This is a genomic window from Streptomyces sp. M2CJ-2 (genome assembly GCF_016757295.1).
Taxonomy (GTDB): domain Bacteria; phylum Actinomycetota; class Actinomycetes; order Streptomycetales; family Streptomycetaceae; genus Streptomyces.
In genome coordinates, this window is sequence record NZ_JAESIF010000003.1 from 110,245 (window position 1) to 133,504 (window position 23,260).

Here is a 23,260-nt window from a genome sequence, read left to right on the forward strand (position 1 = left end):
CCTCCAAGCAGACGTCCGGGCCTTGCGCATGTGGTCAGGCGGTGCGCTGTTCCTCGTGGTGGACACACAGGCCGCACATGCCGTGCGAGCGCGGGATGCGATACCCCACGTCACGGCGGCAGTTCGGGCAGATCCGTCGGGCGGCGTTCGCCTTCGCCAGAGCCGCCCACCGGGCCGGGGTCATCGGACGGACCGGCTTGGCCCGGTCGATGCGGTACAGGTAGGCGACCAGCGGGCCGCGGCGGCGGCGCGGACGCTGCAGCTCGGCGGCGACGCCCTGCCCGCCGGGCCGCAGCCCGAGGGCCCGCAGCTGGCGGCGGGTGGCATAGCCGTCCGGGGCGAGCCGCCACCGGTAGACCGGCAGTGCGCTCACGGCGTGGCGCCTTCGAGCGTCCGGCCGGCGGCCGCGTCGCGGTGTTCTTGGTAGCGGGTGGAGACCCAGCCGATGGACCAGCCGCACAGGTCGGCAGCCGCCCGCACCGGCAGCCCTTCACCGCAGGCGGCGTGCACGACGGCGCGGGCGCGGTCCTCGGGCAGCTTCTCGTTCACCGGGCCGCCGGACAGCAGCGCGGCGCGTTCACGGCGTTCCCGCTCGGCCCGCTCCTGCTGCTGCCGGCGCGCTTCCTGCTCGCGCTCCAGCCGCTCCCGCTCCCGGCGCTGCGCGGCCTCGCGTTCGAGGCGTTCACGCTCGCGCTGCTGCTGTTCACGCTCGCGCTCCCGGCGTTCACGCGCCTCCCGCTCGGCCCGCTCCCGCTCCTCGCGCTCGGCCCGTTCGGCGCGGCGGGCGGCCTCCTCCCGCTCGGCCTGCTCGCGGGCGAGCCGGGCCTCGTGCTCGCGCTGTTCACGGACCAGCGTCGCGGCGTGCTCGCGGTCCTCGCGGGCCCGCCGCTCGGCCGCCTCCCGGCGCTCCCGCTCGGTCTTCTCCCGCTCGGCCTGCTCGGCCCGCTGCTGTGCTTCGTGGGCGGCCAGGGCGGCGGTGATGGCCCGCCGGTAGGCGAGCCCGGTCTCCGCGGTGACGATGAGCAGCAGCGGAGCGACCGCGTGCACGGCCACGCCGACCAGGTCTTTCCGCAGCGCGGAGTCGGCGACATTGAGCGCGAGGGTCATGCAGCCGGTCATCCACCGCAGCACGACGGGCCACCGGCCGCCGTGCCCGCCCAGCCGGGCCAGGGCGGCATCGAGGCGGACCACGATGACGACCGCGGCGTCCACCACCAGCGGCAGAATCGGCGCGGTCCAGTCCCACTCATCGGGGGTGTGCGCGGCGGCGAGCGGGGTGACGGTCAGGATCGAGTAGAGCATCGCCCCGGCCACGATCAGCCACGTCCCGACCGACAACGCACGCTCGGCTGAACGGATCTGAACACTGTTCATGCCCCCGCCTCCCGCACCGTGACCGACGCGATCAGCAGCACCGCCGACGCCGGGTCGTCCGGGGTTTCGCTGTCCTCGGTCCACTCCCACCGCGCACCGTCAATGAGCGCGTAGCCGAGCGCCTGCAGCGCCCGTGAACGCTCCTGAACGGCCGGCACCGCAGCACCGCCACCCAGGTCCCGCTCCGGCCACGCCGGGGTGTTGAACAGCACCACATACAGGCGCCACCGGCCCCGGCGGCGCGCCATCTGCGCCGTGAACACGGCAGCCATCAGGCCACCTCCGGCGAACCCGCAACGTCCCGGTTGGTCAGCTCCCGACGGGCGGCCAGCACCCGCCGGCGCGCCCGCCGGATCCGGCGCACATCCAGCGGCGACGGAGCGCGGTCCAGGGTGGTGATCTGCGCGTCCAGCAGCTCCAGCTCCGCCGTGATGAGCGGCATCTCGCCCTCGATCGCGTCCAGCTCCGCGGCCGTCGGCTCGCGGTCGAACTCGGCGGCGGTAACAACCGCCTGAAGTGCACCGATGTGCCTCATGAGTCGTGTTCCTCTCGCATAGGAACGGCTCAACACAGCGGCCCCGGTGTCCTACCACCGGGGCCGCACGCCGTTGAAGTCGGAAGATCCGGCTCCCCTCAGCACTGCTCGTACGAGACGAGCAGCGGAGGCAACCGGCCGCCGCAGTGAGCGCGGCGGAAGTAGTTGATGTTCAGAGAGCGGCAGATGCCGCGGAAGGTTCTGCGGATGTCAGATCACGCAATGCCAGCCACCGCCCCGTAGGGCGGCGCTGGGCAGGTCACCCGGCCCGACATGGGCGGTCGGGGTGGTGACCCGCACCCATCGACCGCACGTGTTCATGCGGCTGGGTCGGCACTCTTTTGAGTTCTCAAAGAGCCGGCGCTTCCTTCGAGCCCCTTCCAGAGCCCTCCGGGCGGCGTCGTGTCAGCCCAGGCGGGCATGCTTGATGGATCTGCACCACCTGCTCAACTTGTTGGTACAAGCTGATGTGGTGATGCTGCCCCCGCGGAAGGTGATTCGTCAAGCGATTGGAGCTCGCATGTACCAACAAGTTGAGCGAGTGCGTCATGATGGGCGCATGAGCAAGCAACCGAAGTACCGACAGGTAGCCGACGCCCTGCGCCGCGAGATCGTGAACGGCGCGTTCGACTCCGACCGCCGGTTGCCCTCGGAAAGCGAGCTGTCGGCCCGGTTCGACGCCTCCCGGAACACCGTCCGGTCCGGGCTCGCCCTGCTGGTCAGCGAGGGGCTGGTCACCTCCAGCCAGGGGCTCGGCTACGAGGTCCGCTCGCACGAGGTCTTCGAACTCAACGCCTCCCGCTTCGAGAACCTGCAGTTCCCGCAGAATGGGGACTCCTACCACACCGACGTGACGAACGCCGGCCGACGCCCCCACCAGACGTTCCGGGTCGAGATGCTGCCCGCGCCCGCAGAGGTCGCGGAGCGGCTGAGGGTGGAGCCGGGAAGCAAGGTCGTCCTTCGGTTCTGTCACCGGTACGTGGATGACGTGCCGTGGTCCACGCAGGCGACGTACTACCCGGCCTGGCTGATCGAGGGCTCTCCCCGCCTGGCCGACCCCGGGGACATCGAGGAGGGGACCACGCGGTATCTGGCCGGCCGCGGAATCGAGCAGATCGGCTACTTCGACGAGATCGCGACCCGCATGCCCACGCCGGACGAGGCCCGCCTCCTGGAGGTGGGGGCCGGCGTGCCCGTGCTGCTGTGGACGCGCACGGGCTACGCCCCCGACCGGCCCATCCGGTGCACCGTCACGACGTTCCGGGGCGACCTGAACCGGATGAACTACGAGATCGGCGACCTGGCCGGCCGAAGCGAGAACACGTGATCATCACTCCCGCGGAACCGCAGGACCTGCCCACGCTGCTGTCCTTCCGTCAGGAGGCAGCAGCTTGGCTGCGCGGGCTCGGCTCCGACCAGTGGAGCCGCCCGTACCCGGCGGACAAGCTGTCGGCCACGATCGAGGCGGGCACCGTCTTCATGCTCCGCGACGGGCACACGACCACCGGAACCATCACGCTCACGCCGGACGCGGAAGACGGGCTGTGGACCAGCGAGGAGCTGGCCGAACCGTCAATGTTCGTCAACAAGCTCACCATTGCTCGCGAGTACGCCGGACAGAACCTCGGCGGCCGGCTGCTCGACTGGGCGGGCGCCCGCGCACACCGCGCGGGCGCCCGGTGGCTCCGCCTGGACGCCTGGACGACGAACGAGGGGCTCCAGCGGTACTACCTCGAGCAGGGCTTCACGCATGTCCGTACGGTCCGCGAGGGCATGGCGGTGAACGGCGGGCCGCGGGTCTCCGGGTGGCTCGCCCAGCGAACGGCGCGTCCCGCAGCCGACGGATTCACGGACCGCACGCCGGCTCCCGTACGGCTCCCTCTCGCGGCTTGAGCCGAAAGCCTTGCTGAGGCATGGAACTTTCCCTGCCCTGATTCAAGGCCCGCGCACGGCGCGGGCGCGCGCCGCCTCTGCGGCGCGGCCTGCTCCCGTCTGCGCCCCGGCTGGCCGCGCCCGGCGGCGCGCTACGTGCAGCGGGCAGAGCATAGAAAACCCTCTGTGGCTGGGGCCGGTCGGCTTCACGGCTTTAGCCTGCCCGGTCCGGGGCCCGCGTCGAACAAGACCAGGGGGCCACTCGTGCACATTGTGGGCAGGTCCAAAGCCTGCCCGAGTTGCCAACCAGCGTACGGCCCCCTGGCCATGCTCGACCTCAGACCGGGCAGGCCACCGGCCAAACCCGCTGCACCGACCTAGCCCCGTAACTCTCTGGCTATGGACCATACGTTGGCTGGGCACCCAGTTTCGAGTAACAGCCTTGCTAACAAACTGGGCTGCTAGCACATTGATCACCTATGCTGCACCATTAGCTTGGAGTACTGCTGCAACTCCACAACTGACCCGAGGGAGGCAAGCGTGGCCCTCACCAGGGATGCACGCCGTCAGGTTGCTCGCGGCCTACTTGGGAGGCTGGGATACGACGCTAGTCGAGTTGCAGAAGAGTACCCGGTGTGGGTAGGAGGTCAAGACTCCTTCCATGCCGACTTCGTCGCGTTTGGGCGGTCCGCCCCTCAGGACATGAGCACGGCAACACTGGTCGTTGACGTCCCTGATCAGTCATCCAGCATTGGCGTTTTCACTTCGCAGTCAGTCGAAATAGCTCGAACTCTCGCTGCTCCCATGCTCGTCAGTCTAAACGAGTCGGCCATCCAGTTTTATTTTATCCGACCCGACAGTAATCCGGCCCCTTTCGACGAGCTGGCCTATGAAAACCTGGAGTCTGCCCCTAAGTTAAAAGATCACTTGGGGCCTCGCGAACTTCTTGCCACCAAGATGGGACGGCGACAACTGTCGTTCTTCCCAATAGACGTCCAGCTACTTGAGCGCGCTCAGCAGAAAACGGAAGAACGCCTCACCCCTCGAGTGGAGCAGGCACTATCGGCTGCTGTGGACCTATATCAACCGACGCTATTCGAGCTCAAGGGTTCGGAGCCAGCGGAGCGGCTGCACCAGCGCGCAGCGAGGCTCGTGGTGGGTGCCCTAACCGCTCTCGTCCTTCGAGATAAAACCGGTCTCGATCTAAGCCCAGGCGCTCTAGCCGATGCATCACAACAGAGATTTGCTAGCTATTTTAGCTGGCTTCAGGCATCGAGCGAGAAGGAAAGAGAGGCATTCGAGTACATCATCGCCGAACTTGGCGAAGGAATCAATTATCAAAGTCTTGACCCTAGAATTCTGTCGGGAGTCTACGAATCAACACTCGTTTCGGACTCCCACAGAAGAAGTCTAGGTACTCATTACACGCCGCCTGGTCTCGCGCGTCAAATCGTTGACGCCATCCCAATCGAATATCTACGCCCCGGAAATCGAAGTGTCATGGACCCCACATGTGGGTCCGGTGGGCTACTCCTTGCTGCCCACGATAGGTTGCGCGACCTTCAACCCGAGAACTGGGATACGCAGAGGAGCCACCAGGATCTGGCAGAGCACCTCAGGGGATGCGACGCCGATGCTTTTGCGGTCGAGATCGCACGTCTCAGCATGCTTCTACATGCGATGCCGGCAGGCAACGGATGGGACGTGGCTCAGGCCAATGTCCTGGATATGAAACTGAATGAACATCAGCGGCCCAGTATCATCGTGGCAAATCCGCCGTGGAGAAATTCAAATAGCCATGGAGGGAAGCGCCAGGAAATTGCAGACACCTTCCTTAAATGGATGACTGAGACCGTCCAGGAAGGCGGGTTCCTTGCAGTCATTATGCCGGTTGGATGGCTGAATAACAGAAACAGCAAGGAAGCACGGGAAAAACTGCGGTCCAGCTGTGACACCTTCGAAGTTTGGCGCCTTCCGGAAGGCGCGTTTGAGAGTGCCGAAATGGCGCCCGCAGTGATCTTCGCCCGCAAAGCCAAGCGTCCAGCGAATGCTGGGTGGTTGTTCAAGCGTGTAATCCGCAAGAGCGCCCTACAAGAACTTTACGCGCACGGAAAGGCTGAAGAGGTCACCTTAGTTAAGACTGAACAAGGTGAAAAAACTTCCTTCTTGTCGGGCGTGCTAACGGAGGAGTTCAGGAGTCGAAGCAACTGGCCAAAGCTCGCCACAATCGCGCACGCAATCACAGGCCCGCAGCCTAAAGCGGGGCTGCAAGCACGGAAACCTACTGATTCAAACTGCCTGTACCTGAAACAAGCACGATTGGTGCGACACTTCAAATCGCCTAGTTCAAAAACCCTGATCCCTGTTTCATTTCCAGAGGATTTTCAGGGAGGTAGCGAACGAGGGCGTCAAGGTATCGGGGCAGCCAAGGTCCTCGTCTCGGCAGCGCGTAGAGCTAATAATCCATGGAGGCTGAAGGTCGCCGTGGACGAACAGGGCGTCCTGGTGCGGAATAGCCTCCACATGATTATCCCCATTGCCGAACAAGATGTCGATATCTACGCAATTATGGCCTTCCTGGGCAGCACCTTCGCATCCGCCTGGATTGACGAGGCAGTCGCAGACAGAAATATCTCCACTTCTGACGTGCTGGGAATTCCGGTGCCCACGGAGAGCAACGTTTGGCTGAGGCTTTCGGAGCTTGGACACATGCTCCACGAAAGCGATGATGAAGAATTCTACGCCCATATCCGCTCCCTAGAAGAGACGGTCTGGGCAGCAATGTCAGTCCCTAACTCTGTGCGAGAAGTCATCGAAGCCAGGTTTGCCGGTTTCGACGCACCCGAGGGCACTCCCCGCTACCACTCGCTGGAAAACGAGGAGCCCGCAGCGCAGGGCAAGGTGAGACGCCGATTCGGCGCAGTGGAAAGGACCAAGGACGGGTCCTTGCTTCTCCGGATCCCGGGAGTGACTGATTACCCGGGTTCTTGGACGGCCCCACCAAAAAATTTCATGGGATGGCTCGCCAGAGAAGGTCAAACGTTCGGCGTCAGGATCGCAGACGGCAGCGACTTGGAGGATTGTTCTTTCCATTACCAATCGCGATCCTGGATGAGTTACGAAGAAATTTCGCAACCCGAGATTGGCTCTGCGGGTGAACTGGGGGCGGACAGTGAAGGCACTGATGCAGAGTGAAGCTGCAACGAGCCAAGACGTGGAGGTTTATTTTCTGGATGTAGGCCAGGGGGACAGTAGTCTTATCGTTGACCGGGCCGAAAAGGCTGCGATGCTTATCGACTGCCCGCCCGGAAAGGAATTCGTAGTAGAGGATCTGTTGGAGAGCATCGGTATTGTCGGTCTTGAATCCGCCATGCTCACCCACTGGGACATGGATCATTATGGCGGATTTCTGTCCGTAGTTCAGAGCGTTGGCTGCAAGACGCTCTACTACAACCACGACACCCTGATGGCATTCGACGAGAGCATGCCTATGAGGAAGGCTGCGCTGTTAGAATTACTCGAACCTTCCCTTGAGCGGCTAGCCCATCTTCCTGCGAATAGAGGTGCGAGCGGTCAACTTGGAAGACTCAACTGGCAAATGCTGGCGCCTGCCCAAATCCATCTGACTCAAGCGGTAGCCAAGGGGGACAGAAACCTGGCCAGCGGCGTCATGCGCCTGGAGTACGCGAACGCGTCGTTCATCGTGGGCGGTGATGCAGATGGCCGAGTCTGGAAGAAGATAAAGGACGATGGCCTTCCTCTGCGGTGCGACGTCCTTCGCTGGCCACACCATGGTGCCCTTAACTCAAAGGGGGGGCTCAATGAGGATGATTTGATCAGCGAGACCTCACCGCATTACGTAGTAATTTCAACAGGAACCGGGAACCGTTACAAGCATCCAGCGAAATTAGCCATAACTTCGGCCAGACGTACCGCAAACGTGGCATGCACAGAAGTTACTTCAAAGTGCCATAGCGCTGTGCGTGGTCGCGGTGTCGCATGCGGTGGGACCTTGGGGTTTCGGGTTTCGAGCGACGGCGGTATAGCTCCGATTGAAGGCTGGACTTTGCTCGATTCTCGGGTCGCAAGTTGGGATCATCCGCTTTGCCGCGTCAACAACGGAGCCGGGATGTAGTCACATTAGCGAGAGGTGTCGAGTACCCAGCAGACCTGTTTACTTCGGCTCCAAACCGTGTGCGGCATCACTGAGCAACCTGCGCTTTGACCCTGGAGGTTCCATGGACGCTACCGCCCTCACCCGTCCTGAACAGTTGTGGTCGGCGCGGGAGGTGTTGCCGCAACCAAGCCCCGTGCCGGCCGCAGCCGGGGTCTATGGGTGGCACTTTCAGCAGTCGCCCCACCCAGCTCTGGCCGCCAGACGACTTCTCTACGTCGGCATAGCTCCGCGCCACATGTCGAACCGAACCAGCACACAGAACCTGCGGAAGCGTGTGCGTTACCACTACCGGGGCAACGCAGCCGGATCAACGCTTCGGCTCACTCTCGGCTGCCTACTGGGGCTGGAGCTACGCCGCGTAGGGAGCGGGATCCGCCTAACCTTCGGCAAGGCCGGGGAAGCGACACTCAGTCAGTGGATGGCCGACAACGCCCAAGTGTGCTGGGTGGAGCACGACGAACCGTGGACGATGGAGTCGGAACTCATCTCCCAGCTCGACCTACCACTGAACCTCGACCAGAACCGGCACAACGGCTTCCACGACCGTCTCAAGGAGCTGCGTGCCAAAGCGCGCGAACGGGCGAGAGCACTGCCTATCAGCGAATAGAGAGTCTGGCTCTGACATCACCAGCACTGCTAGGGCGGACACCGACAGTTCCAGCTGAAGTGCCGGGCCGCCACGGTGGCCTGTTCGGGGAGGTCGCCCCATGCAACGATCGAACTCCTAAAGCGGTGTTCTCGAGGGCTTTCCCCCAGGTGTGCCCCAGCGGCCATCAAGTGATGGAGAAGTCGCAGGGAGAGAGTTGAGGGGAGCCCGCTGTAAGTTTGCCGCCTAGCTGCAGGAGTCGCAGATGCCAGTTGCCGGGAGCTGGACGAAGCAGCCGCGGCATACAGGCGGCGGCTCAGCAGTCCGGGCGCGCCGTCGCTCGATGGTCGCTTGGTACCTGGGAGCGAGGGCGGGCACCCCTCCGCCTGGAGGCAGAGTTGCGCCGAATCTTCGGTAGCAGTCGAGCCGAGCCTCAGCGGCATGCCGTTCTCGGTCCAACACGTCGTGCACTGGTGGCTGTCCCGCGACCTCAAGAACTTCCTTGTAGCCCTCGCCCACCATGCCGTCGTCACTGTGCACGACCAGAGCCGTCAGTGGCGGGTCACCTCTTCTGTGGGCTTCGCGGACCACCTTCCCCAGGACCGAGCCAATCCAGTACTGCAATGGAGCCCGGGTGTGGATGCCAGATCGCTCCTGAACCTCCGTTCCTAGTTCCTTGTAGGTGATGACCGCGTGGTAGCTGCGAGCCACACCGACCAGTACCGAATAGGCCTCTTGCGCCCACCTCTCGCGGGTCTCCTGCGTCCCGTTGTGCGCCACCGTCGCCCCCTCGATTCTGATGGCTGCCCGACACGGCCAGCCATTGCCTCTAGCCCAATCCTGCCCGCCGGACAACCGAAGCGTCACTGCGCGGAGCTCGCTGTAAATCTGCCAGTCAGACGGCGCTACTGGGGGCGGCTTCACAGCAACTACTTGGTGACTCGCGTCAGGAACCAGGAGGGCCTTCGTCCTCGATCAGCCCGACCTCCCGCCCGATGCGGTCAAGGTCTGCAGTCCAGGGCCGGCCCGCCATCAAGTCGTTGAACGCCTGCATGCCGAGGTGAAGCAGCAGGCAGGCCATGAGTGGCGAACGCTCGCTCGGGTCGGGAGCCTTGCCATACTCCGGCCGTGCAAGCAGTCGCACCGCCTCGCCGGAGTCATCACGAAATGCCTGAGCGGCCGTCAGCCCCGAGTGCGAAAGCTGCGTTTCACTGAGCCAGACTTCCAGCAGGCCCTTGGTCGCCAGGCTGTTCAGGAGCTTGCTGGTGTTCGCGTACTGGTTGGCGGCGTTGGGCGCGATGACAGCCGTCGCGACTGCGTCGGCCGACGCAGCGACCTCGTCGTCGTACGAGAAGATGCCGCCCTGGTCGATCGCCTTGCGTAGCTTGTCCTGAGTGTGCTGGAACGCCTTATTCAGAGAATCGACGGCGTCCCCTCCGTCCCTCGCCAGCCATTGAATCTGCGCCATGTACTCAATCATCAAACGACGGTTGGGGGCCGCCTCGTGGCCGAACCCCTTGCGATGAAGCAGTACCACGGCGGACGCCTGACCGTGGAGGGCTGCCAGCAGGCCCCATCCGACTAGGAACGGCCGCTGGTCTTCCGAAGCAGGGGTAAAGGCCGCCACCCCCGAATCCAGCAGCTCTGTCAATGCTTCTAGGCCAGCGGTGGCCCGCGTGTTGTCTTGCTCAACCCTCGTCATAGGGGCAAGGGTGCCGGGCACAGCGTTGCAGCGCACAGCAATTAGCGCGATAAGTCAGGTGGACAGGATTCCTGTCTCGAGGACCGCCGACTCAGCCCGTTGTCCCTCGCGATGCTCAGTGGGCGCACCCATGCTTCATTGGGTAGGCCTGGGGTTGTGCGCCTCGTGGCGGTGATTTTGCGAGGTCAGGCGCCTTCGGCCGCGAGGTCTTTAAATCTGTCGGGAGCTAGGCCGGGCCGTCCTGGGGCCGTCCGAGGGGGGCCGGCGAGGACCACTAACGACCACGATGGTGCGGCAGTCTGCCGCACCATCGTGCCGTGTCTGTCCAGCTAGACCCAGGTGTCCAGCCACATCCGCGACCGCCACGAGTTGATCGGGATGGCCTGGCCCGTGTAGATCGGCCAGAAGTAGATGAACTCTCGCGAAATGGGAGTGTCTACGCTTCCTTCTGAGCAAGGCCGGCGTTAACGGCCTCCGGTGATCCAGCCCAGCCGTCCTCAGTGGGCCAGACGGACGCGATGCCCTGATGACTGAGCAGGCGCACGTACACGTCGCCGATGGCTTCGGTGAATAGCGCCATGCGGTGCGGCTGAGACTCTGCGGGGTAGAGCAGGAAGGCGTAGGTGGCAAGCTGACCGATTGCCTCACGTACGGCGTGGCTGACGTTGCCGCGTCGGACTACCTTGGCCTCGATGAGCCAGTCATCACCATCGCGCCTGGCGACAAGGTCGCGAGGGTGAACGTTCGTCCCGGCGGTGAACCCCGCGTCGGCGAGGAACGCTCCATAGCGCTTGACCAGGGTCTCGTGCTTGCGGCTCTTCTTGATTAGGCGGGCTGTGATCTTTTGAACGTACTCGGTATCGCTCTTCGGAGCGAAGTAGAGGAGTGGGTCCTGGTCGCCAATCACCTTCGGCTTGATCGTAGTGATCAGTTCCCTCGTGGTGCTTCGCAGGTCCTCACGCAAGACCAAGGCGTCCTGGTAGAGCTGGATCATCCTGCGGAGATCAGCCTTTAGGACCTCTTCGGTCGGTAGAGAGTCGATCGCATACACGCGGGCCAGGATGTTCCCGGCCTCGTAGGCCCGTGGCAGGCCAGACCTCCCGCCAAGGTCGATGACATCCTCGAGCCCCCCGGCCATGTTGCCCGGGAACGCGTCTCGGATGGCCGCGGCCTCACCTCGGAGCCGCTTCTCTGCCTCCCGGGCCCCGAATGTCTCGCGCAGCTCTGTTACACCCTGGTTCAAGCTGAGTGAGACCGTCTTCATGTCCTCCGCGAAGAGGTAGACGAGGTACATGCCACGCGTTGCAGTGGTCGTCTCGTCGGGATCGAAGAACGACACCCAAGGGCAGAACGCCCCCGCACCGTTTCCCGCGCTTCCCTTGATGGTGTAACTCGCGGGAATGTAGGGCTCGAAGACCGAGGGGGCTGACCTCAACAGCTTCGCGGCCGGGGACCCGGTGCCGGCCGTCCGGTCGTATGTAGAGGCCACCGTGTGCAAGTAGTCCCGTAGCGTCATGGCGAGGATGGTAAGTGGTCGCACTGACAGTGGGGTCCTCGTGCCATGGGCGCGGTGGACGAGGTGGGATCCTTGCGGGGCAGGTCGTGGGTGTGCGCTGTGGGGTAAGCGTGGGGAGGATCGGCTTCGACCTGGCCTCTGGCCTGGTCAGCTTGGATCACACGCGCGGTCTGTAAATCTGCCGGCTCAGCCTTCCCAGGTTCGAATCCTGGCGCCGCCACGCTAGTGGGTATCGGCCCCTGACCAGCAAGTCTGGTCGGGGGCCGCTCTCGTTTCCACCCACCGCCGATACCCGCCGTTCCCCGCTCGTTCTGGCACGCTCGTGGCACGACAACGTGATCTTGATTACGTGGGTGGCGCCCTGCCGGGAGCTGCGATGATCTCCCGGTGAGCTATCCCGCAACAGGCGAACTGTCGTCAGCAGAGCGCGCATTCATGACCAATGCGACGGAGATCGACATCCTGCCCGGCGTTCGGGGAGACCTGGAAGAGCCGCTGGCATCCGCCAGTCCCACCGATCTCGCCGCAATCCTTTTGCCTCTCATTGACAGAGGCTGGATCGAAGTCTCCCGGCTCGTTCCCTGGACCGCTCCCGATGGCGAGCCGGGACTCCAGCCCGGTCCTTCCATCCCGCGACATGACCTTCCTGCCTTGCTAGCAGATGCTGACAACTGGGAGTACCCAGACGACGGCGAGTGGCTGGGTCGCCTCACGCTCGTCCCCACCGAAGCCGGGCAGCTAATTCCCCGGTGACCTTCGGCCGCACGGCGCCGTGGGCGGCCCAGCGGCAACTCATCCTTATCAGGTCGATCACGGGGGACCCTCGACGTCGGTCAACCGGGCCTGCGCCTCGGCCGATCGTCCACTGCGGTCCGGAGCCGACCGCTGCTGTTCGTGCTTGTTGGTGTCAGCCGCTGGTGTCAGCCGTTGCAAGCGGTCTTGACAAGGGCTCCCCCGCCGCCCTAAGGGCGCCGATTGCACGTCACGCTGTCGCCCACCGCTCCTCGCCCAGTGGGGCACGGCGCACATCCGAGAGGACGTGGCGCTTCGCCTATCAGTGGGGACCACGCCGTGGTGGACGCAACAAAGCCCACATGGCGAGTGTGCCGAGATGCCATTTGAATCGTTCAGTGAGCCGTTGGACAGTGGAGCGGCGCAAGGTACATAGCCACACGTAACTACTCAAGGAAACGCAGAGACAACCCCAGCTCTGCCACCACAAGGCCCACATCGACGGATCTCGGTCGGCGAACCAGTAGAGCGCCCAGGTAACTGAGGTGGCCAATCCCAACGCGACCAAGCCAGCCCTGAGTACCTGACCGCGAACCGCCCAGCGAGAGGCAAGGATGCCGACAGGTATCTGGATGGCGACATGGAACATCAGGAACCAGGCCATCAGGCCGAATACCTGGCCGTACGTTGCCATGGACACGGCTGGAATCTGGAACAAGCCGATGAGTAGCAAAGCGCCGCTCAAGTGCATGGCAGCCACGTTCAACAGAACGTGCCACGCTCCGATCCGCTGAGGTTCGCGGTCACTCGTCTGCACTGTGACCTCCCCCTGGGCTCCTGAGCCGCCGCCACTGCTGGCGGAGTGTACATGCCACTTATGGCGTGTCTGTCGACCTGCTGACAGAGAGGGGGAGGGGTGCCTCGCGGAACGCGGAGGGCGTACCTTCCCGAGTGATCGACTTCTGGTCATCGAGTAGGCTCGCGTTGGCCCGCGGGTCGGGAGGCACGCCCGTGCTCAGCGTAGTCAACAACGACGGCACCACCCAGAGCGGCTCCCTGATGGACGACATCGTCCGCGAGGGTGCCTGGCGGATGCTCGCCGCGGCCCTGGAAGCCGAAGTCAACCAGTACATAGCTGAGTTGTCCGGTCAGCGCGACGAGGCCGGCCGCCGCCTGGTGGTCCGCAACGGCCATCATCGTGAACGGACGGTGACCACCGCCGCCGGGCCGATCGCGGTGAAGGCGCCGCGAGTGAACGACAAGCGCATCGACGCCGAAACGGGCGAGCGCAAGCGGTTCTCGTCGAAGATCCTCGCCCCCCCTGGTGCCGGAAGTCCCCGAAGATCAGCGAGGTCCTGCCCCTGCTCTACCTGCGCGGCCTGTCCTCCGGCGACTTCGTGCCCGCGATGGAACAGTTCCTCGGCTCGGCCGCCGGGCTCTCGCCGGCGACCGTGACCCGGCTGACCAAGCAGTGGCAGGACGACCACGCCGCCTTCCAGAACCGGGACCTGGCCGCATCCGACTACGTGTACGTGTGGGCCGACGGCGTCCATCCCAAGGTCCGCCTCGGCCAGGCCCGTTCCTGCGTCCTGGTCCTCATGGGCGTGCGCCCCGACGGCACCAAGGAACTCATCGCGCTCGCCGAGGGCCTGCGCGAGTCGACCGAGTCCTGGGCCGACCTCCTGCGAGACTGCCGACGTCGCGGCATGCGCGATCCCGAGCTCGTCGTCGGCGACGGCGCGATGGGCCTGTGGCGGGCACTGGCAGAGGTGTTTCCGCAGGCCAGGCACCAAAGGTGCTGGGTTCACAAAACCCGGAACGTGGTCAACGCCCTGCCGAAGTCGGCCCAGCCCGGCGCGAAGAAGGCACTGCAGGAGATCTACAACGCCGAGGACCGCAATCACGCCGAGAAGGCGATCAAGGACTTCGAGCGCGCCTACGGCGCGCAGTGGCCCAAGGCCGCCAAGAAGGTCACCGATGACGTCGACGAACTCCTCACCTTCTACGACTTCCCCGCCGAACACTGGGTCCACCTGCGCACGACCAACCCGATCGAGTCGACCTTCAGCACGGTGGAACTCCGGACCAAGGTCACCCGCGGCGCCGGCAGTGCGGCCGCCGCCCTGGCCACGGTGTTCAAGCTCGTCGAGTCAGCCCAGACCCGCTGGCGGGCGATCACCGGGGCCCACCTGGTCGCACTGGTCCGCGCCGGCGCCAGGTTCGAGAACGGCATCCTGGTCGAGCGGCAGGATCAGGCCGCGTGAACCACCCCGACACTCCGCAGGAGGAGCCCGCCGAGCACCTCCGCTTCGCGGCCTACCTGAGCGAGCTGGAGCAGGTGACCGACGCCGACGAGGCCGGCCTGGTCAGCGAAGTCCTCACCGATCCGGACCAGACGATGGCGCAGTCCGCCGTCCTGCGGCACCTGGACCGCCGGGCCACCGACCTCCATCACAAACCCGCCTACGAACCGTGGACCGAGTCGATGACCCAGGCCACCATCCGCTCCCCGCTCCTGACCCAACGGCTTCGGGAGTGGTCCCTCCTCCGCGCCATCACGCTGGGGCGGCTCTGGCACCAGGACGCCTTGCTCGAGTCATCCGACTGGCTCCAGCGCAAAGCGGCCGCTGCGTCGAACACCGACGCCCTCGAAATCCTCGCTGAGCGCGGGCGCACCAAGCGGATCCGCAATACCGCGAGGATCACCCTCGAGCAGCAGCGCTCGCGCTGAGCCGCGAGTCAACCGATCCACAGATCTTGACTATTGCTCTCCCAGGTTCGAATCCTGGCGCCGCCACGCAAGGGGAGACTCCCTCCGGACTGCGGAAACGCGGTGTGGAGGGGGTCTTCGGCTTATGGGGTGTGTTGTGGGGCGAGGGGCGGGGGACACTGGCGCCATGTCGTCCCGTCGTAGGCAGTGCCCCGAGTGCCGTCGTGAGATCGCCGTCGTGGCCGGGCGGTACGCGCGCCACGATCCGCCCGGCGCCCGGGGAAGCGGGGAGCTCACCTCGTGCGCGGGGTCCCGTCGACATGCCGGGTTCGGTGCCGAGCAGCCCGTGCTGGACGGGTACGTCGTACCGGGGTTCCCGGGACAGATGCCTTTGTTCTAGCCGCCTGTTCCAGCCGCCCCGGGAAGCCTTCCAGCGGCTGAGTGGCTCAGTTGCCCGCGACCGACTTCACCGCCACCGAGACCGGCACGGACCCGCTGATCAGTTCCAGGGTCAGGCCCGTCGTCGCGGCGTTCTCCACCAGTTCCGCCAGGACGGCGGCCACGTCGTCCCGGGGGACCGGGCCGCGGCCGGTGTGGGCCTCCAGGCGGATCAGGCCGGTGCCGGCTTCGTCGGTGAGCATGCCGGGGCGCAGGATCGTCCAGTCGAGGGAGTCCAGGCCGCGTACGTACGCGTCGGCCTCGCCCTTCGCGCGCTGGTACACGTCGAAGACCTCGTCCCCCTCGTGGGCGGGGTCCGCTCCCATGGACGAGACGACCACGAACCGCCGTACGCCCGCACGGACCGCGGCGTCGGCGAAGAGGACCGCCGCGGCCTTGTCCACCGTCTCCTTGCGTGCCGCGCCGCTGCCCGGACCGGCGCCCGCGGCGAACACCGCGGCGTCCGCGCCCCGGAGTTGCTCCGCGACCTCCTCCACCGATGCCGACTCCAGGTCGAGTACGACCGGTTCGGCGCCGAGTTGCCGCAGCGCGTCGGCCTGTTCGGGCTTGCGGATGATGCCCGCCACCTCGTCCCCGCGCGCGGCGAGCAACCGCTCCAGCCGCAGCGCGATCTGACCATGACCACCAGCGATGACAATGCGCATGTCTTCGACCGTACGCCGTGACGATCGCATCCGCCCGCGACCTACCGAACACGACGTCCTGAACACGACCTCCTGAAGACGGCGTCCTGATCGCGACGGGCCGAACGCGACGGACCTACGACGTCTCGCCACGTCCCTGCCGGGGCAGCCCCCGTCCCGGCTCCGCGGGCGGTGCCGTCGTCGAACCGCAGTACTCGCGTACCGCGCTCGTGCGGGTCACCACGCGCCCCCGGTGCACCACGATCCGGCTGTACGCCAGTGACAGAGCCGCCGGCAGCCGGTCGCCGCGGACCGCGAGGAGTTCGGCGGGGAAGCCCGCCTCCACCCGTACCTCGGGGAGCCCCAGGGCCGCCCGTGCCGAGGTGCTCACCGCGTCGTAGGCGTCCTCGGGGGACAGCCCGTGACGGGAGGCCAGCAGGTACGCCGCCTCCAGAGGGTCGCCTCGGCCGACCGGGTTCGACACGTCCCGCAGGGCGCCGCTCCCGGCCACCACCCGCACGCCCGCCGCGCGCAGCAGCCGTACGGGAGCCGTGCCCCGGCGGTCGACGCTGCCGCAGCCGCCCTGCGGCAGGCACACCACGGTCACCCCGGCCGCGGCCAGTTGGTCCGCGGTCCGTGAGGCCGCTTCGGCGGGCAGCCGTCCGAGGCCGCCGCACGGGCTGAGCGTCACTCCCGGTCGCAGCCCGCCCGCCATCGCCGCGAGCCGGGCCAGGCGGGCGGGGTCGGCGGTGTCGGTGTGCAGGTCGACGGGGACGCCGTGCTCGGCGGCGACCTCCAGGACCGCCTCCACGTACCCCGTGGGATCGGGATCGACGTCCGGACAGCCGCCCACCACCGACGCGCCCATCTTCACCGCGTCCCGCAGCATCGCGAGCCCGTCCGCTCCGGCCGCCCCGGTCAGTACGCGCGGCATCGCCGCCGTCGTCAGCTCGGTCAGCCCGCGCAGCGCATGTTCGACCTGCAGTACGGCGGTCAGTGCGCCGAGCCCGGTCACGTCGTCCACGCGCACATGTGCCCGCAGCGCCGTCGCCCCGTGCCCGAGCTGGAGCAGTGCGGCTTCCGTCGCCCGGCGCCGAACGTCCTGGGGGTCGTAGGAGACGGGGCCGTCGGCGTCGGCGGAGAGGGCGGTGTCGGCGTGGCTGTGCGGCTCGGCAGGGGCCGGAAGGAGCAGATGGCCGGCGAGATCGACCAGGGTGCCGCCCCCGCGGGTGCCGTCCGCGGTCAGGCTGCCGGCCGTACCGACCGCCTCGATGCGTCCGCCGCCCAGCCGTACGTCCACGGTCCGGCCGTCGGTGAGCCGCGCGCCGCACAACAGGAGCGGCTCCGGGTCGGTCGGGCCAGAGGAAGACGAGGGCGACGAGGGCGACGAGGGGGGCGGCAGCTGAGGCCGGCTGTCGGGCATCGCGCTCCTGGGGTTCGGACTGCGCGCGGTCGTCGCAGGATCACACAGAGGGAAGATCACGCAGAGTGAGTCGAGCCTAGGGTGGTGGCCCGTCCCTCGCCGGGAGGAGCGCAATAGTCGTACCGGCGTGGTCGGGTGGGAACGGCTTCGCTTGCGGGAAGTGCGCGCCACAGGGTGGGGCAGGGGCCGCGAAACGGATTTGGGTGAACGGCGGCGGAGCGTGTAATGTCTTCCTCGCTCGCCCCAATAGCTCAGTCGGCAGAGCGTCTCCATGGTAAGGAGAAGGTCAACGGTTCGATTCCGTTTTGGGGCTCTGGTGTGTGAGGTTCCCGCCGCGAGGCGGGGCCCGACCGCATCGCAGCGGTGTAGCTCAGTCGGTAGAGCAAGCGGCTCATAATCGCTGTGTCACCGGTTCAAGTCCGGTCACCGCTACACACAGTAGCCGATTGCGGGGTCGGTCCTTCGGTCGGCTACTCTTTCTGTGTTCATTCGTCTATCCGTTCGTCAAGGAGCACTCACGTGGCTGCCACCGACGTCCGCCCGAAGATCACGCTGGCCTGCGTGGAGTGCAAGGAGCGGAACTACATCACCAAGAAGAACCGGCGTAACAACCCGGACCGTCTTGAGATGAAGAAGCACTGCCCGCGTTGCAATGCGCACACCGCGCACCGCGAAACGCGATAAATCAGGCTCGTACGCGAGGCCGTCCCCGTTGTCAGGGGGCGGCCTCGCGTCGTTCTGCTCACCGGCCCGTCGTGGCCGTACCGGATTCAGGCCGACAGGGCCGGACCAGACACAGGAGGTGCCGCGCGCATGGCGCTCGACCAGTCCTTCGTGGGGCGGAGCTACCCGCCCACCGATCCCTATGAGGTGGGCCGGGAGAAGATCCGCGAGTTCGCCGAAGCGGTGGGGGACGCCAACCCGGCGTACACGGACGCGGAAGCCGCCAAGGCGCTCGGCCACCCCGATGTGATCGCCCCGCCGACCTTTGTGTTCGCCATCACTTTCAAGGCCGCCGGCGAGGTCGTCGCCGATCCCCGGCTCGGTCTGGACTACAGCAGGGTGGTGCACGGCGACCAGAAGTTCGCCTACCGCCGCCCGGTGCGCGCCGGAGACCGGCTCACCGTCACCTCGACCATCGAGGCGATCAAGTCGATGGCGGGCAACGACATCCTGGACATCCGCGGCGAGGTGCACGACGAGGCCGGCGAGCACGTCGTGACCGCCTGGACCAAGCTGGTGGCCCGTGCCGCCGAGGAGGCGTGAGCAGCATCATGACGGCGAAGATCTCCTACGCCGACGTCGAGGTCGGCACCGAGCTGCCCGCGCAGACGTTCCCCGTGACCCGGGCCACCCTCGTCCAGTACGCGGGTGCCTCCGGCGACTTCAACCCCATTCACTGGAACGAGAAGTTCGCCAAGGAGGTCGGCCTGCCCGACGTGATCGGGCACGGCATGTTCACCATGGCCGAGGCGATCCGCGTGGTCACCGACTGGGTGGGCGACCCGGGCGCGGTCGTCGAGTACGGCGTTCGCTTCACCAAGCCGGTCGTGGTCCCCGACGACGGGCAGGGAGCCACCATCGAGGTCAGCGGCAAGGTCGCGGTCAAGCTCGACGACCACGAGCGCACGGTCCGTGTCGACCTCACGGCGACCAGCGCCGGGCAGAAGGTGCTGGGGATGTCCCGGGCGGTCGTACGACTCGCCTGATCCGCAGGCTCCGACGTGAGGGGCGTTCTCCAGCGAGAGCGCCCCTCACGTCGTCCCGAGGCGCCCGGTGCCATGGGGTCCGTGGTTCCGGTTCCTCCGGCCGAGCTTCACCCCTTGACGTGGTTAGTGATTGAGTACTAACTTCGCTGCATGGTCAGGATGAGTGCGGAGGAGCGGCGCGAGAGCGTCGTCCGCGCGGCGAGCGCCGAATTCGCCCGCGGCGGCTACCACGGCACGTCGACCGAGGCGATCGCCAAGCGGGTCGGCGTCTCGCAGCCTTACCTCTTCCGGCTCTTCCCGGGGAAGAAGGCCATCTTCCTGGCGGCGGCGGAACGCTGCGCGGCGGACACCATCCGCATGTTCACGGAGGCTTCCGAGGGGCTGGAGGGCGAGGAGGCCCTGCGCGCCATGGCGAGCGCCTACACGCGGACCATCGCGGAGCGCCCCGAGCTGCTGATGATGCAGATGCAGATGTACCTCGCGGTGGCGGCCGCCGAGCAGGAGGGCGACCACGAGTTCGGCGCGACGGTCCGTGCCGACTGGCTGCGGCTGTGGGACGTCGTCCACCTCGCGCTGGGGGCCGACGTCCACGAGACGACGGACTTCATGGCCCACGGCATGCTCATCAACTGCCTGGCCGCCATGGGGTTCCCGGCCGGGCATCGGGTCTGGGAAGGGCTCGACCTGTCGGCGCGGCTCAAGGGCACGCCGGAACGGTAGCGGAGGGAAGAAGGGCGGATGGCGGCGCCCTTCTTCATGAACGTGAAAGTTAGTCATCAATAACTAACAACATCATCTCCTGGGGGAGCGATGACACAGATGACACAACAGACCACCGCACGCGGCGGGCCGGCCGTCTGGGCCCTCGTCATCACCAGCGTCGCCGGCTTCATGGCGGCCCTCGACAACCTCGTCGTCACCACCGCACTGCCCTCCATCCGCAAGGACCTGGGCGGCGCCCTGCACGACCTGGAATGGACCGTGAGCGCCTACACGCTCACCTTCGCCGCCCTGCTGATGTTCGGCGCGGCCCTCGGTGACCGCTTCGGCCGCCGCCGGCTCTTCATCGCCGGAATCACCGTCTTCACCGCGGCCTCCGCCGCGGCGGCCATGGCACCCGGCATCGACTCCCTGATCGCCGCCCGCGCGGTGCAGGGCGCCGGCGCCGCGGTCATGATGCCCCTCACCCTCACGCTGCTCACGGCGGCCGTGCCCGAAGCCCGGCGCGGCATGGCGTACGGCATCTGGGGTGCCGTGAACGGCCTCGCCGTGGCCTCGGGGCCGCTGGTCGGCGGCAGCCTCACCGAGCACATCTCCTGGCAGTGGATCTTCTGGCTGAACGTCCCGCTCGGCCTGGTCCTCATCCCGCTGGCCCGCCTGCGCCTCGCCGAGTCCCACGGAACCGGAGCCCCGCTCGACCTGCCCGGCACCCTGCTCGCCGGCGGCGGACTCTTCGGCATCGTCTACGGCCTGGTCCGCGGGCCCGTCGACGGCTGGACCGGCACCGTCGTCCTGACCGGCCTGTTCACCGGGACGGCGCTGCTCGTCGGCTTCGTCCGCTACAGCATCCGGGCCAAGAACCCCATGCTGCCGATGCGGCTGTTCCGCTCCCGCGCCTTCTCCGGCATCAACGCGGCGAGCCTGCTGATGTTCCTCGGCATGTTCGGCTCGATCTTCCTGCTCACCCAGTACATGCAGGGCGTACTCGGCTACTCGCCCACCGAGGCGGGCCTGCGGATGCTGCCCTGGACCGGCATGCCGATGCTCGTCGCCCCGATCGCCGGACTCCTCTCCGACCGCTTCGGTGGCCGCCCGGTCGTCGCCACGGGCCTGTTCCTGCAGGCACTCGGCCTCGCCCACCTCGCGGTGGTGGCGACGGCCGACGCCTCCTACGCGGCCCAGCTGCCCGCCCTGGTCCTCAGCGGCATCGGCATGGCGCTGTACTTCGCCCCGGCCTCCCACCTGGTGATGTCCGGCGTCCGCCCGAAGGAGCAGGGCATCGCCTCCGGAACCAACAACGCCCTGCGCGAGGTGGGCGGCGCACTCGGCATCGCGATCATGGCGTCGATCTTCGCGGCCCGGGGCGGCTACGAGTCCGGCCAGGCCTTCGTCGACGGCATGCGGCCGGCGCTGGTCACCGGCGCCGCGGCAGTCGCCCTCGCGGGCATCGCGACCCTGTTCATACCGGGCCGCAGGCCCGCCGCCCCCCGTCCGCCCTCGGCCGCTCCGACGCCGGAGACGGCGCTGGAAACGGTCTCCTGAACGCCTCGAAGCGCCACCCGCCCGCGCACACGCGCCCACTCCCACCACGGAAGGACCCGGTCATGCCCACCCTCCCCTGGACCGTCCCGAACACCCCGCCGCCCCACACCGAAGTGCACGTCTTCGCCTCCCGCTTCGAGACCCGCACCCTCTGGGGAGCCCTGCGCTTCCTCGTCAGGACGCCCGGCGTGTGGCGGCAGGTCAGCAGGGCTCCCGGCGCGTACGGAGCCTCTTTGAAGGCGGAGCCGCTGCGACGGACCTTCTGGACCCTGTCCGCCTGGGAGTCCAAGAAGGCCCTCGGCGAGTTCGCCCGTACCGGCCCGCACGGGCCGACCGCCCGAGGGCTCGCCGCGCAGATGCGCGACGCCGAGTTCGTCGGCTGGACCGCGAAGAGCGAGGACCTCCCCGCCGACTGGACCGAGGTGCGGCGCCGCCTCTCCTGAAGGCGCGCGTGAAGGCACGCGCGCGTACCGCCCCCGCCGGCCCGTCCCGGCGGGGGCCTTAGTCTTGAGCCCGTGCTGGAACTCCACGACGCCCCCCTCGCCCCGCTGACCACGTTCCGCCTGGGCGGACCCGCGACCAGGCTGGTCACCGCGACGACCGACGACGAGGTGATCGCCGTCGTCCGCCAGGCCGACGCCGACGGCACGCCCCTGCTGCTCATCGGCGGCGGCTCGAACCTGGTCGTCGGCGACAAGGGCTTCGACGGCACCGCGCTCGTCATCGCCACCAAGGGCGTCACCCTCGACGGCACCCACCTGGAACTGGCGGCGGGCGAGGTGTGGACCGACGCCGTCGCCCGCACCGTGGAGGCCGGTCTGGCCGGCATCGAATGCCTGGCCGGCATCCCCGGCTCGGCGGGCGCGACCCCGATCCAGAACGTCGGCGCGTACGGCCAGGAGGTCTCCTCCACGATCACCGAGGTGGTCGCCTACGACCGCACCACCGGTGAGACGGTCACCCTGGCCAACGAGGAGTGCGCCTTCTCCTACCGCCACAGCCGTTTCAAGGCCGACCCCGAGCGGTACGTCGTCCTGCGGGTCCGCTTCGAGCTGGAGGACGCCGGCGGCCTCTCCGGCCCCGTCAAGTACGCCGAGACGGCCCGCGCCCTCGGCGTGGAACAGGGCGACCGCGTCCCCCTGGCCGCGGCCCGCGAGACGGTGCTGGGGCTCCGCGCGGGCAAGGGCATGGTCCTGGACCCCGAGGACCACGACACCTGGTCGGCCGGCTCCTTCTTCACCAACCCCATCCTGACCACCGCGGAGTTCACGGCCTTCCGGACCCGGGCGCGGCAGCTCCTCGGCCCCGACACGGAACCCCCCGCGTACCCCGCGGGCGAGGGCCGCACCAAGACCTCCGCCGCCTGGCTGATCGACAAGGCCGGCTTCACCAAGGGCTACGGCGACGGCCCGGCCCGCATCTCCACCAAGCACACCCTCGCCCTCACCAACCGCGGCCACGCGACCACCGAGGACCTCCTGGCCCTCGCCCGCGAGGTCGTGGCCGGCGTGCACCGGACCTTCGGCATCACCCTCACCAACGAGCCGGTGACCGTGGGCGTCACCCTCTGACCGCCGACG

24 protein-coding genes, 2 tRNA genes and 1 pseudogene are annotated in these 23,260 nt (G+C 67.0%); 18 read left to right on the forward strand and 9 right to left on the reverse strand.

From position 1 onward, the window contains the following. Positions 1-34: 34 nt before the first annotated feature. The 4 genes from JL475_RS04805 to JL475_RS04820 are packed head-to-tail and all read right to left on the reverse strand — an operon-like array spanning position 35 to position 1,909. Positions 35-373: an RRQRL motif-containing zinc-binding protein gene (locus JL475_RS04805; protein WP_202275654.1), complete on the reverse strand. Its 339-nt coding sequence runs from the start codon at positions 371-373 to the stop codon at positions 35-37. Beyond that, positions 370-1,374, reverse strand: a complete 1,005-nt coding sequence (locus JL475_RS04810; RefSeq protein WP_202275656.1) for a DUF2637 domain-containing protein — start codon at positions 1,372-1,374, stop codon at positions 370-372. Before JL475_RS04810 ends, JL475_RS04805 begins: the two co-directional genes overlap by 4 nt. Further along, on the reverse strand, positions 1,371-1,646 hold the full coding sequence (locus tag JL475_RS04815; RefSeq protein WP_202275659.1) for a DUF6303 family protein: 276 nt from the start codon (positions 1,644-1,646) through the stop codon (positions 1,371-1,373). Before JL475_RS04815 ends, JL475_RS04810 begins: the two co-directional genes overlap by 4 nt. Next, positions 1,646-1,909, reverse strand: coding sequence for a DUF6284 family protein (locus JL475_RS04820; protein WP_202275661.1), 264 nt, complete (start codon positions 1,907-1,909; stop codon positions 1,646-1,648). The genes JL475_RS04815 and JL475_RS04820 overlap by 1 nt, the downstream gene beginning before the upstream one ends. Positions 1,910-2,468: 559 nt before the next feature. Here JL475_RS04820 and JL475_RS04825 point away from each other — a divergent pair. From JL475_RS04825 to JL475_RS41675, 5 genes are all read left to right on the forward strand, one after another. Beyond that, positions 2,469-3,236, forward strand: coding sequence for a GntR family transcriptional regulator (locus JL475_RS04825; protein WP_202275663.1), 768 nt, complete (start codon positions 2,469-2,471; stop codon positions 3,234-3,236). After that, on the forward strand, positions 3,233-3,802 hold the full coding sequence (locus JL475_RS04830) for a GNAT family N-acetyltransferase (protein WP_202275665.1): 570 nt from the start codon (positions 3,233-3,235) through the stop codon (positions 3,800-3,802). The genes JL475_RS04825 and JL475_RS04830 overlap by 4 nt, the downstream gene beginning before the upstream one ends. A gap of 681 nt (positions 3,803-4,483) precedes the next feature. Next, on the forward strand, positions 4,484-6,976 hold the full coding sequence (locus JL475_RS04835; protein ID WP_202275675.1) for an N-6 DNA methylase: 2,493 nt from the start codon (positions 4,484-4,486) through the stop codon (positions 6,974-6,976). Further along, complete coding sequence (locus tag JL475_RS04840; RefSeq protein WP_202275681.1) at positions 6,954-7,916, forward strand: ComEC/Rec2 family competence protein; 963 nt, start codon at positions 6,954-6,956, stop codon at positions 7,914-7,916. The genes JL475_RS04835 and JL475_RS04840 overlap by 23 nt, the downstream gene beginning before the upstream one ends. Positions 7,917-8,019: 103 nt before the next feature. After that, positions 8,020-8,565 carry a GIY-YIG nuclease family protein gene (locus tag JL475_RS41675; RefSeq protein ID WP_202275683.1) on the forward strand — a complete coding sequence of 182 codons (546 nt, stop codon included), beginning with the start codon at positions 8,020-8,022 and terminating at the stop codon, positions 8,563-8,565. A 925-nt stretch (positions 8,566-9,490) separates the two neighbouring features. Here JL475_RS41675 and JL475_RS04850 read toward each other — a convergent pair. Both JL475_RS04850 and JL475_RS04855 read right to left on the reverse strand, forming a co-directional pair. After that, entirely contained in the window at positions 9,491-10,246 is a 756-nt protein-coding gene (locus tag JL475_RS04850; RefSeq protein WP_202275685.1) for a hypothetical protein, read from the reverse strand. Between the two features lie 436 nt (positions 10,247-10,682). Beyond that, entirely contained in the window at positions 10,683-11,762 is a 1,080-nt protein-coding gene (locus JL475_RS04855; protein WP_202275686.1) for a DUF3578 domain-containing protein, read from the reverse strand. 387 nt (positions 11,763-12,149) lie between these two features. Here JL475_RS04855 and JL475_RS04860 point away from each other — a divergent pair, with 387 nt between their 5' ends. Continuing rightward, entirely contained in the window at positions 12,150-12,515 is a 366-nt protein-coding gene (locus JL475_RS04860) for a hypothetical protein (RefSeq protein ID WP_202275687.1), read from the forward strand. Between the two features lie 301 nt (positions 12,516-12,816). Here JL475_RS04860 and JL475_RS04865 read toward each other — a convergent pair whose 3' ends face one another. Next, positions 12,817-13,245 (reverse strand): hypothetical protein, encoded by a 429-nt coding sequence (locus JL475_RS04865; RefSeq protein WP_202275688.1) that lies wholly within the window; start codon positions 13,243-13,245, stop codon positions 12,817-12,819. A 260-nt stretch (positions 13,246-13,505) separates the two neighbouring features. Here JL475_RS04865 and JL475_RS04870 point away from each other — a divergent pair. From JL475_RS04870 to JL475_RS39790, 3 genes and pseudogenes are all read left to right on the forward strand, one after another. Beyond that, positions 13,506-14,758 (forward strand): annotated as a pseudogene (locus JL475_RS04870) (IS256 family transposase). Beyond that, positions 14,755-15,225, forward strand: coding sequence for a hypothetical protein (locus tag JL475_RS04875; RefSeq protein ID WP_202275689.1), 471 nt, complete (start codon positions 14,755-14,757; stop codon positions 15,223-15,225). Before JL475_RS04870 ends, JL475_RS04875 begins: the two are co-directional and overlap by 4 nt. Positions 15,226-15,391: 166 nt before the next feature. After that, positions 15,392-15,604, forward strand: a complete 213-nt coding sequence (locus JL475_RS39790; protein WP_237406226.1) for a hypothetical protein — start codon at positions 15,392-15,394, stop codon at positions 15,602-15,604. Between the two features lie 46 nt (positions 15,605-15,650). Here JL475_RS39790 and JL475_RS04880 read toward each other — a convergent pair whose 3' ends face one another. Together JL475_RS04880 and JL475_RS04885 are read right to left on the reverse strand one after the other, a co-directional pair. Then, positions 15,651-16,307 carry an NAD(P)H-binding protein gene (locus JL475_RS04880; protein WP_202275690.1) on the reverse strand — a complete coding sequence of 219 codons (657 nt, stop codon included), beginning with the start codon at positions 16,305-16,307 and terminating at the stop codon, positions 15,651-15,653. A gap of 115 nt (positions 16,308-16,422) precedes the next feature. Then, positions 16,423-17,709 carry an amidohydrolase family protein gene (locus JL475_RS04885; protein WP_202275691.1) on the reverse strand — a complete coding sequence of 429 codons (1,287 nt, stop codon included), beginning with the start codon at positions 17,707-17,709 and terminating at the stop codon, positions 16,423-16,425. Between the two features lie 240 nt (positions 17,710-17,949). Between JL475_RS04885 and JL475_RS04890 the strand changes: the two genes are divergently transcribed. From JL475_RS04890 to JL475_RS04930, 9 genes are all read left to right on the forward strand, one after another. After that, positions 17,950-18,022 (forward strand) — tRNA-Thr (locus tag JL475_RS04890). Between the two features lie 46 nt (positions 18,023-18,068). Next, a tRNA-Met gene (locus JL475_RS04895) sits at positions 18,069-18,141 on the forward strand. 87 nt (positions 18,142-18,228) lie between these two features. Next, entirely contained in the window at positions 18,229-18,393 is a 165-nt protein-coding gene (rpmG, locus tag JL475_RS04900; RefSeq protein ID WP_003948671.1) for a 50S ribosomal protein L33, read from the forward strand. Between the two features lie 129 nt (positions 18,394-18,522). Continuing rightward, a complete protein-coding gene (locus JL475_RS04905) occupies positions 18,523-18,975 on the forward strand; it encodes a MaoC family dehydratase N-terminal domain-containing protein (protein ID WP_202275692.1) in 453 nt (150 codons plus the stop codon). Positions 18,976-18,983: 8 nt separating this feature from the next. Then, positions 18,984-19,418 carry a MaoC family dehydratase gene (locus tag JL475_RS04910; RefSeq protein ID WP_202275958.1) on the forward strand — a complete coding sequence of 145 codons (435 nt, stop codon included), beginning with the start codon at positions 18,984-18,986 and terminating at the stop codon, positions 19,416-19,418. A 150-nt stretch (positions 19,419-19,568) separates the two neighbouring features. After that, positions 19,569-20,138 (forward strand): TetR/AcrR family transcriptional regulator, encoded by a 570-nt coding sequence (locus JL475_RS04915; protein ID WP_202275693.1) that lies wholly within the window; start codon positions 19,569-19,571, stop codon positions 20,136-20,138. Between the two features lie 99 nt (positions 20,139-20,237). Next, a complete protein-coding gene (locus JL475_RS04920) occupies positions 20,238-21,680 on the forward strand; it encodes an MFS transporter (RefSeq protein ID WP_202275694.1) in 1,443 nt (480 codons plus the stop codon). 62 nt (positions 21,681-21,742) lie between these two features. Then, positions 21,743-22,123: a DUF3291 domain-containing protein gene (locus JL475_RS04925; protein WP_202275696.1), complete on the forward strand. Its 381-nt coding sequence runs from the start codon at positions 21,743-21,745 to the stop codon at positions 22,121-22,123. A gap of 72 nt (positions 22,124-22,195) precedes the next feature. Further along, a complete protein-coding gene (locus tag JL475_RS04930; RefSeq protein ID WP_202275698.1) occupies positions 22,196-23,251 on the forward strand; it encodes a UDP-N-acetylmuramate dehydrogenase in 1,056 nt (351 codons plus the stop codon). Positions 23,252-23,260: the final 9 nt, after the last annotated feature.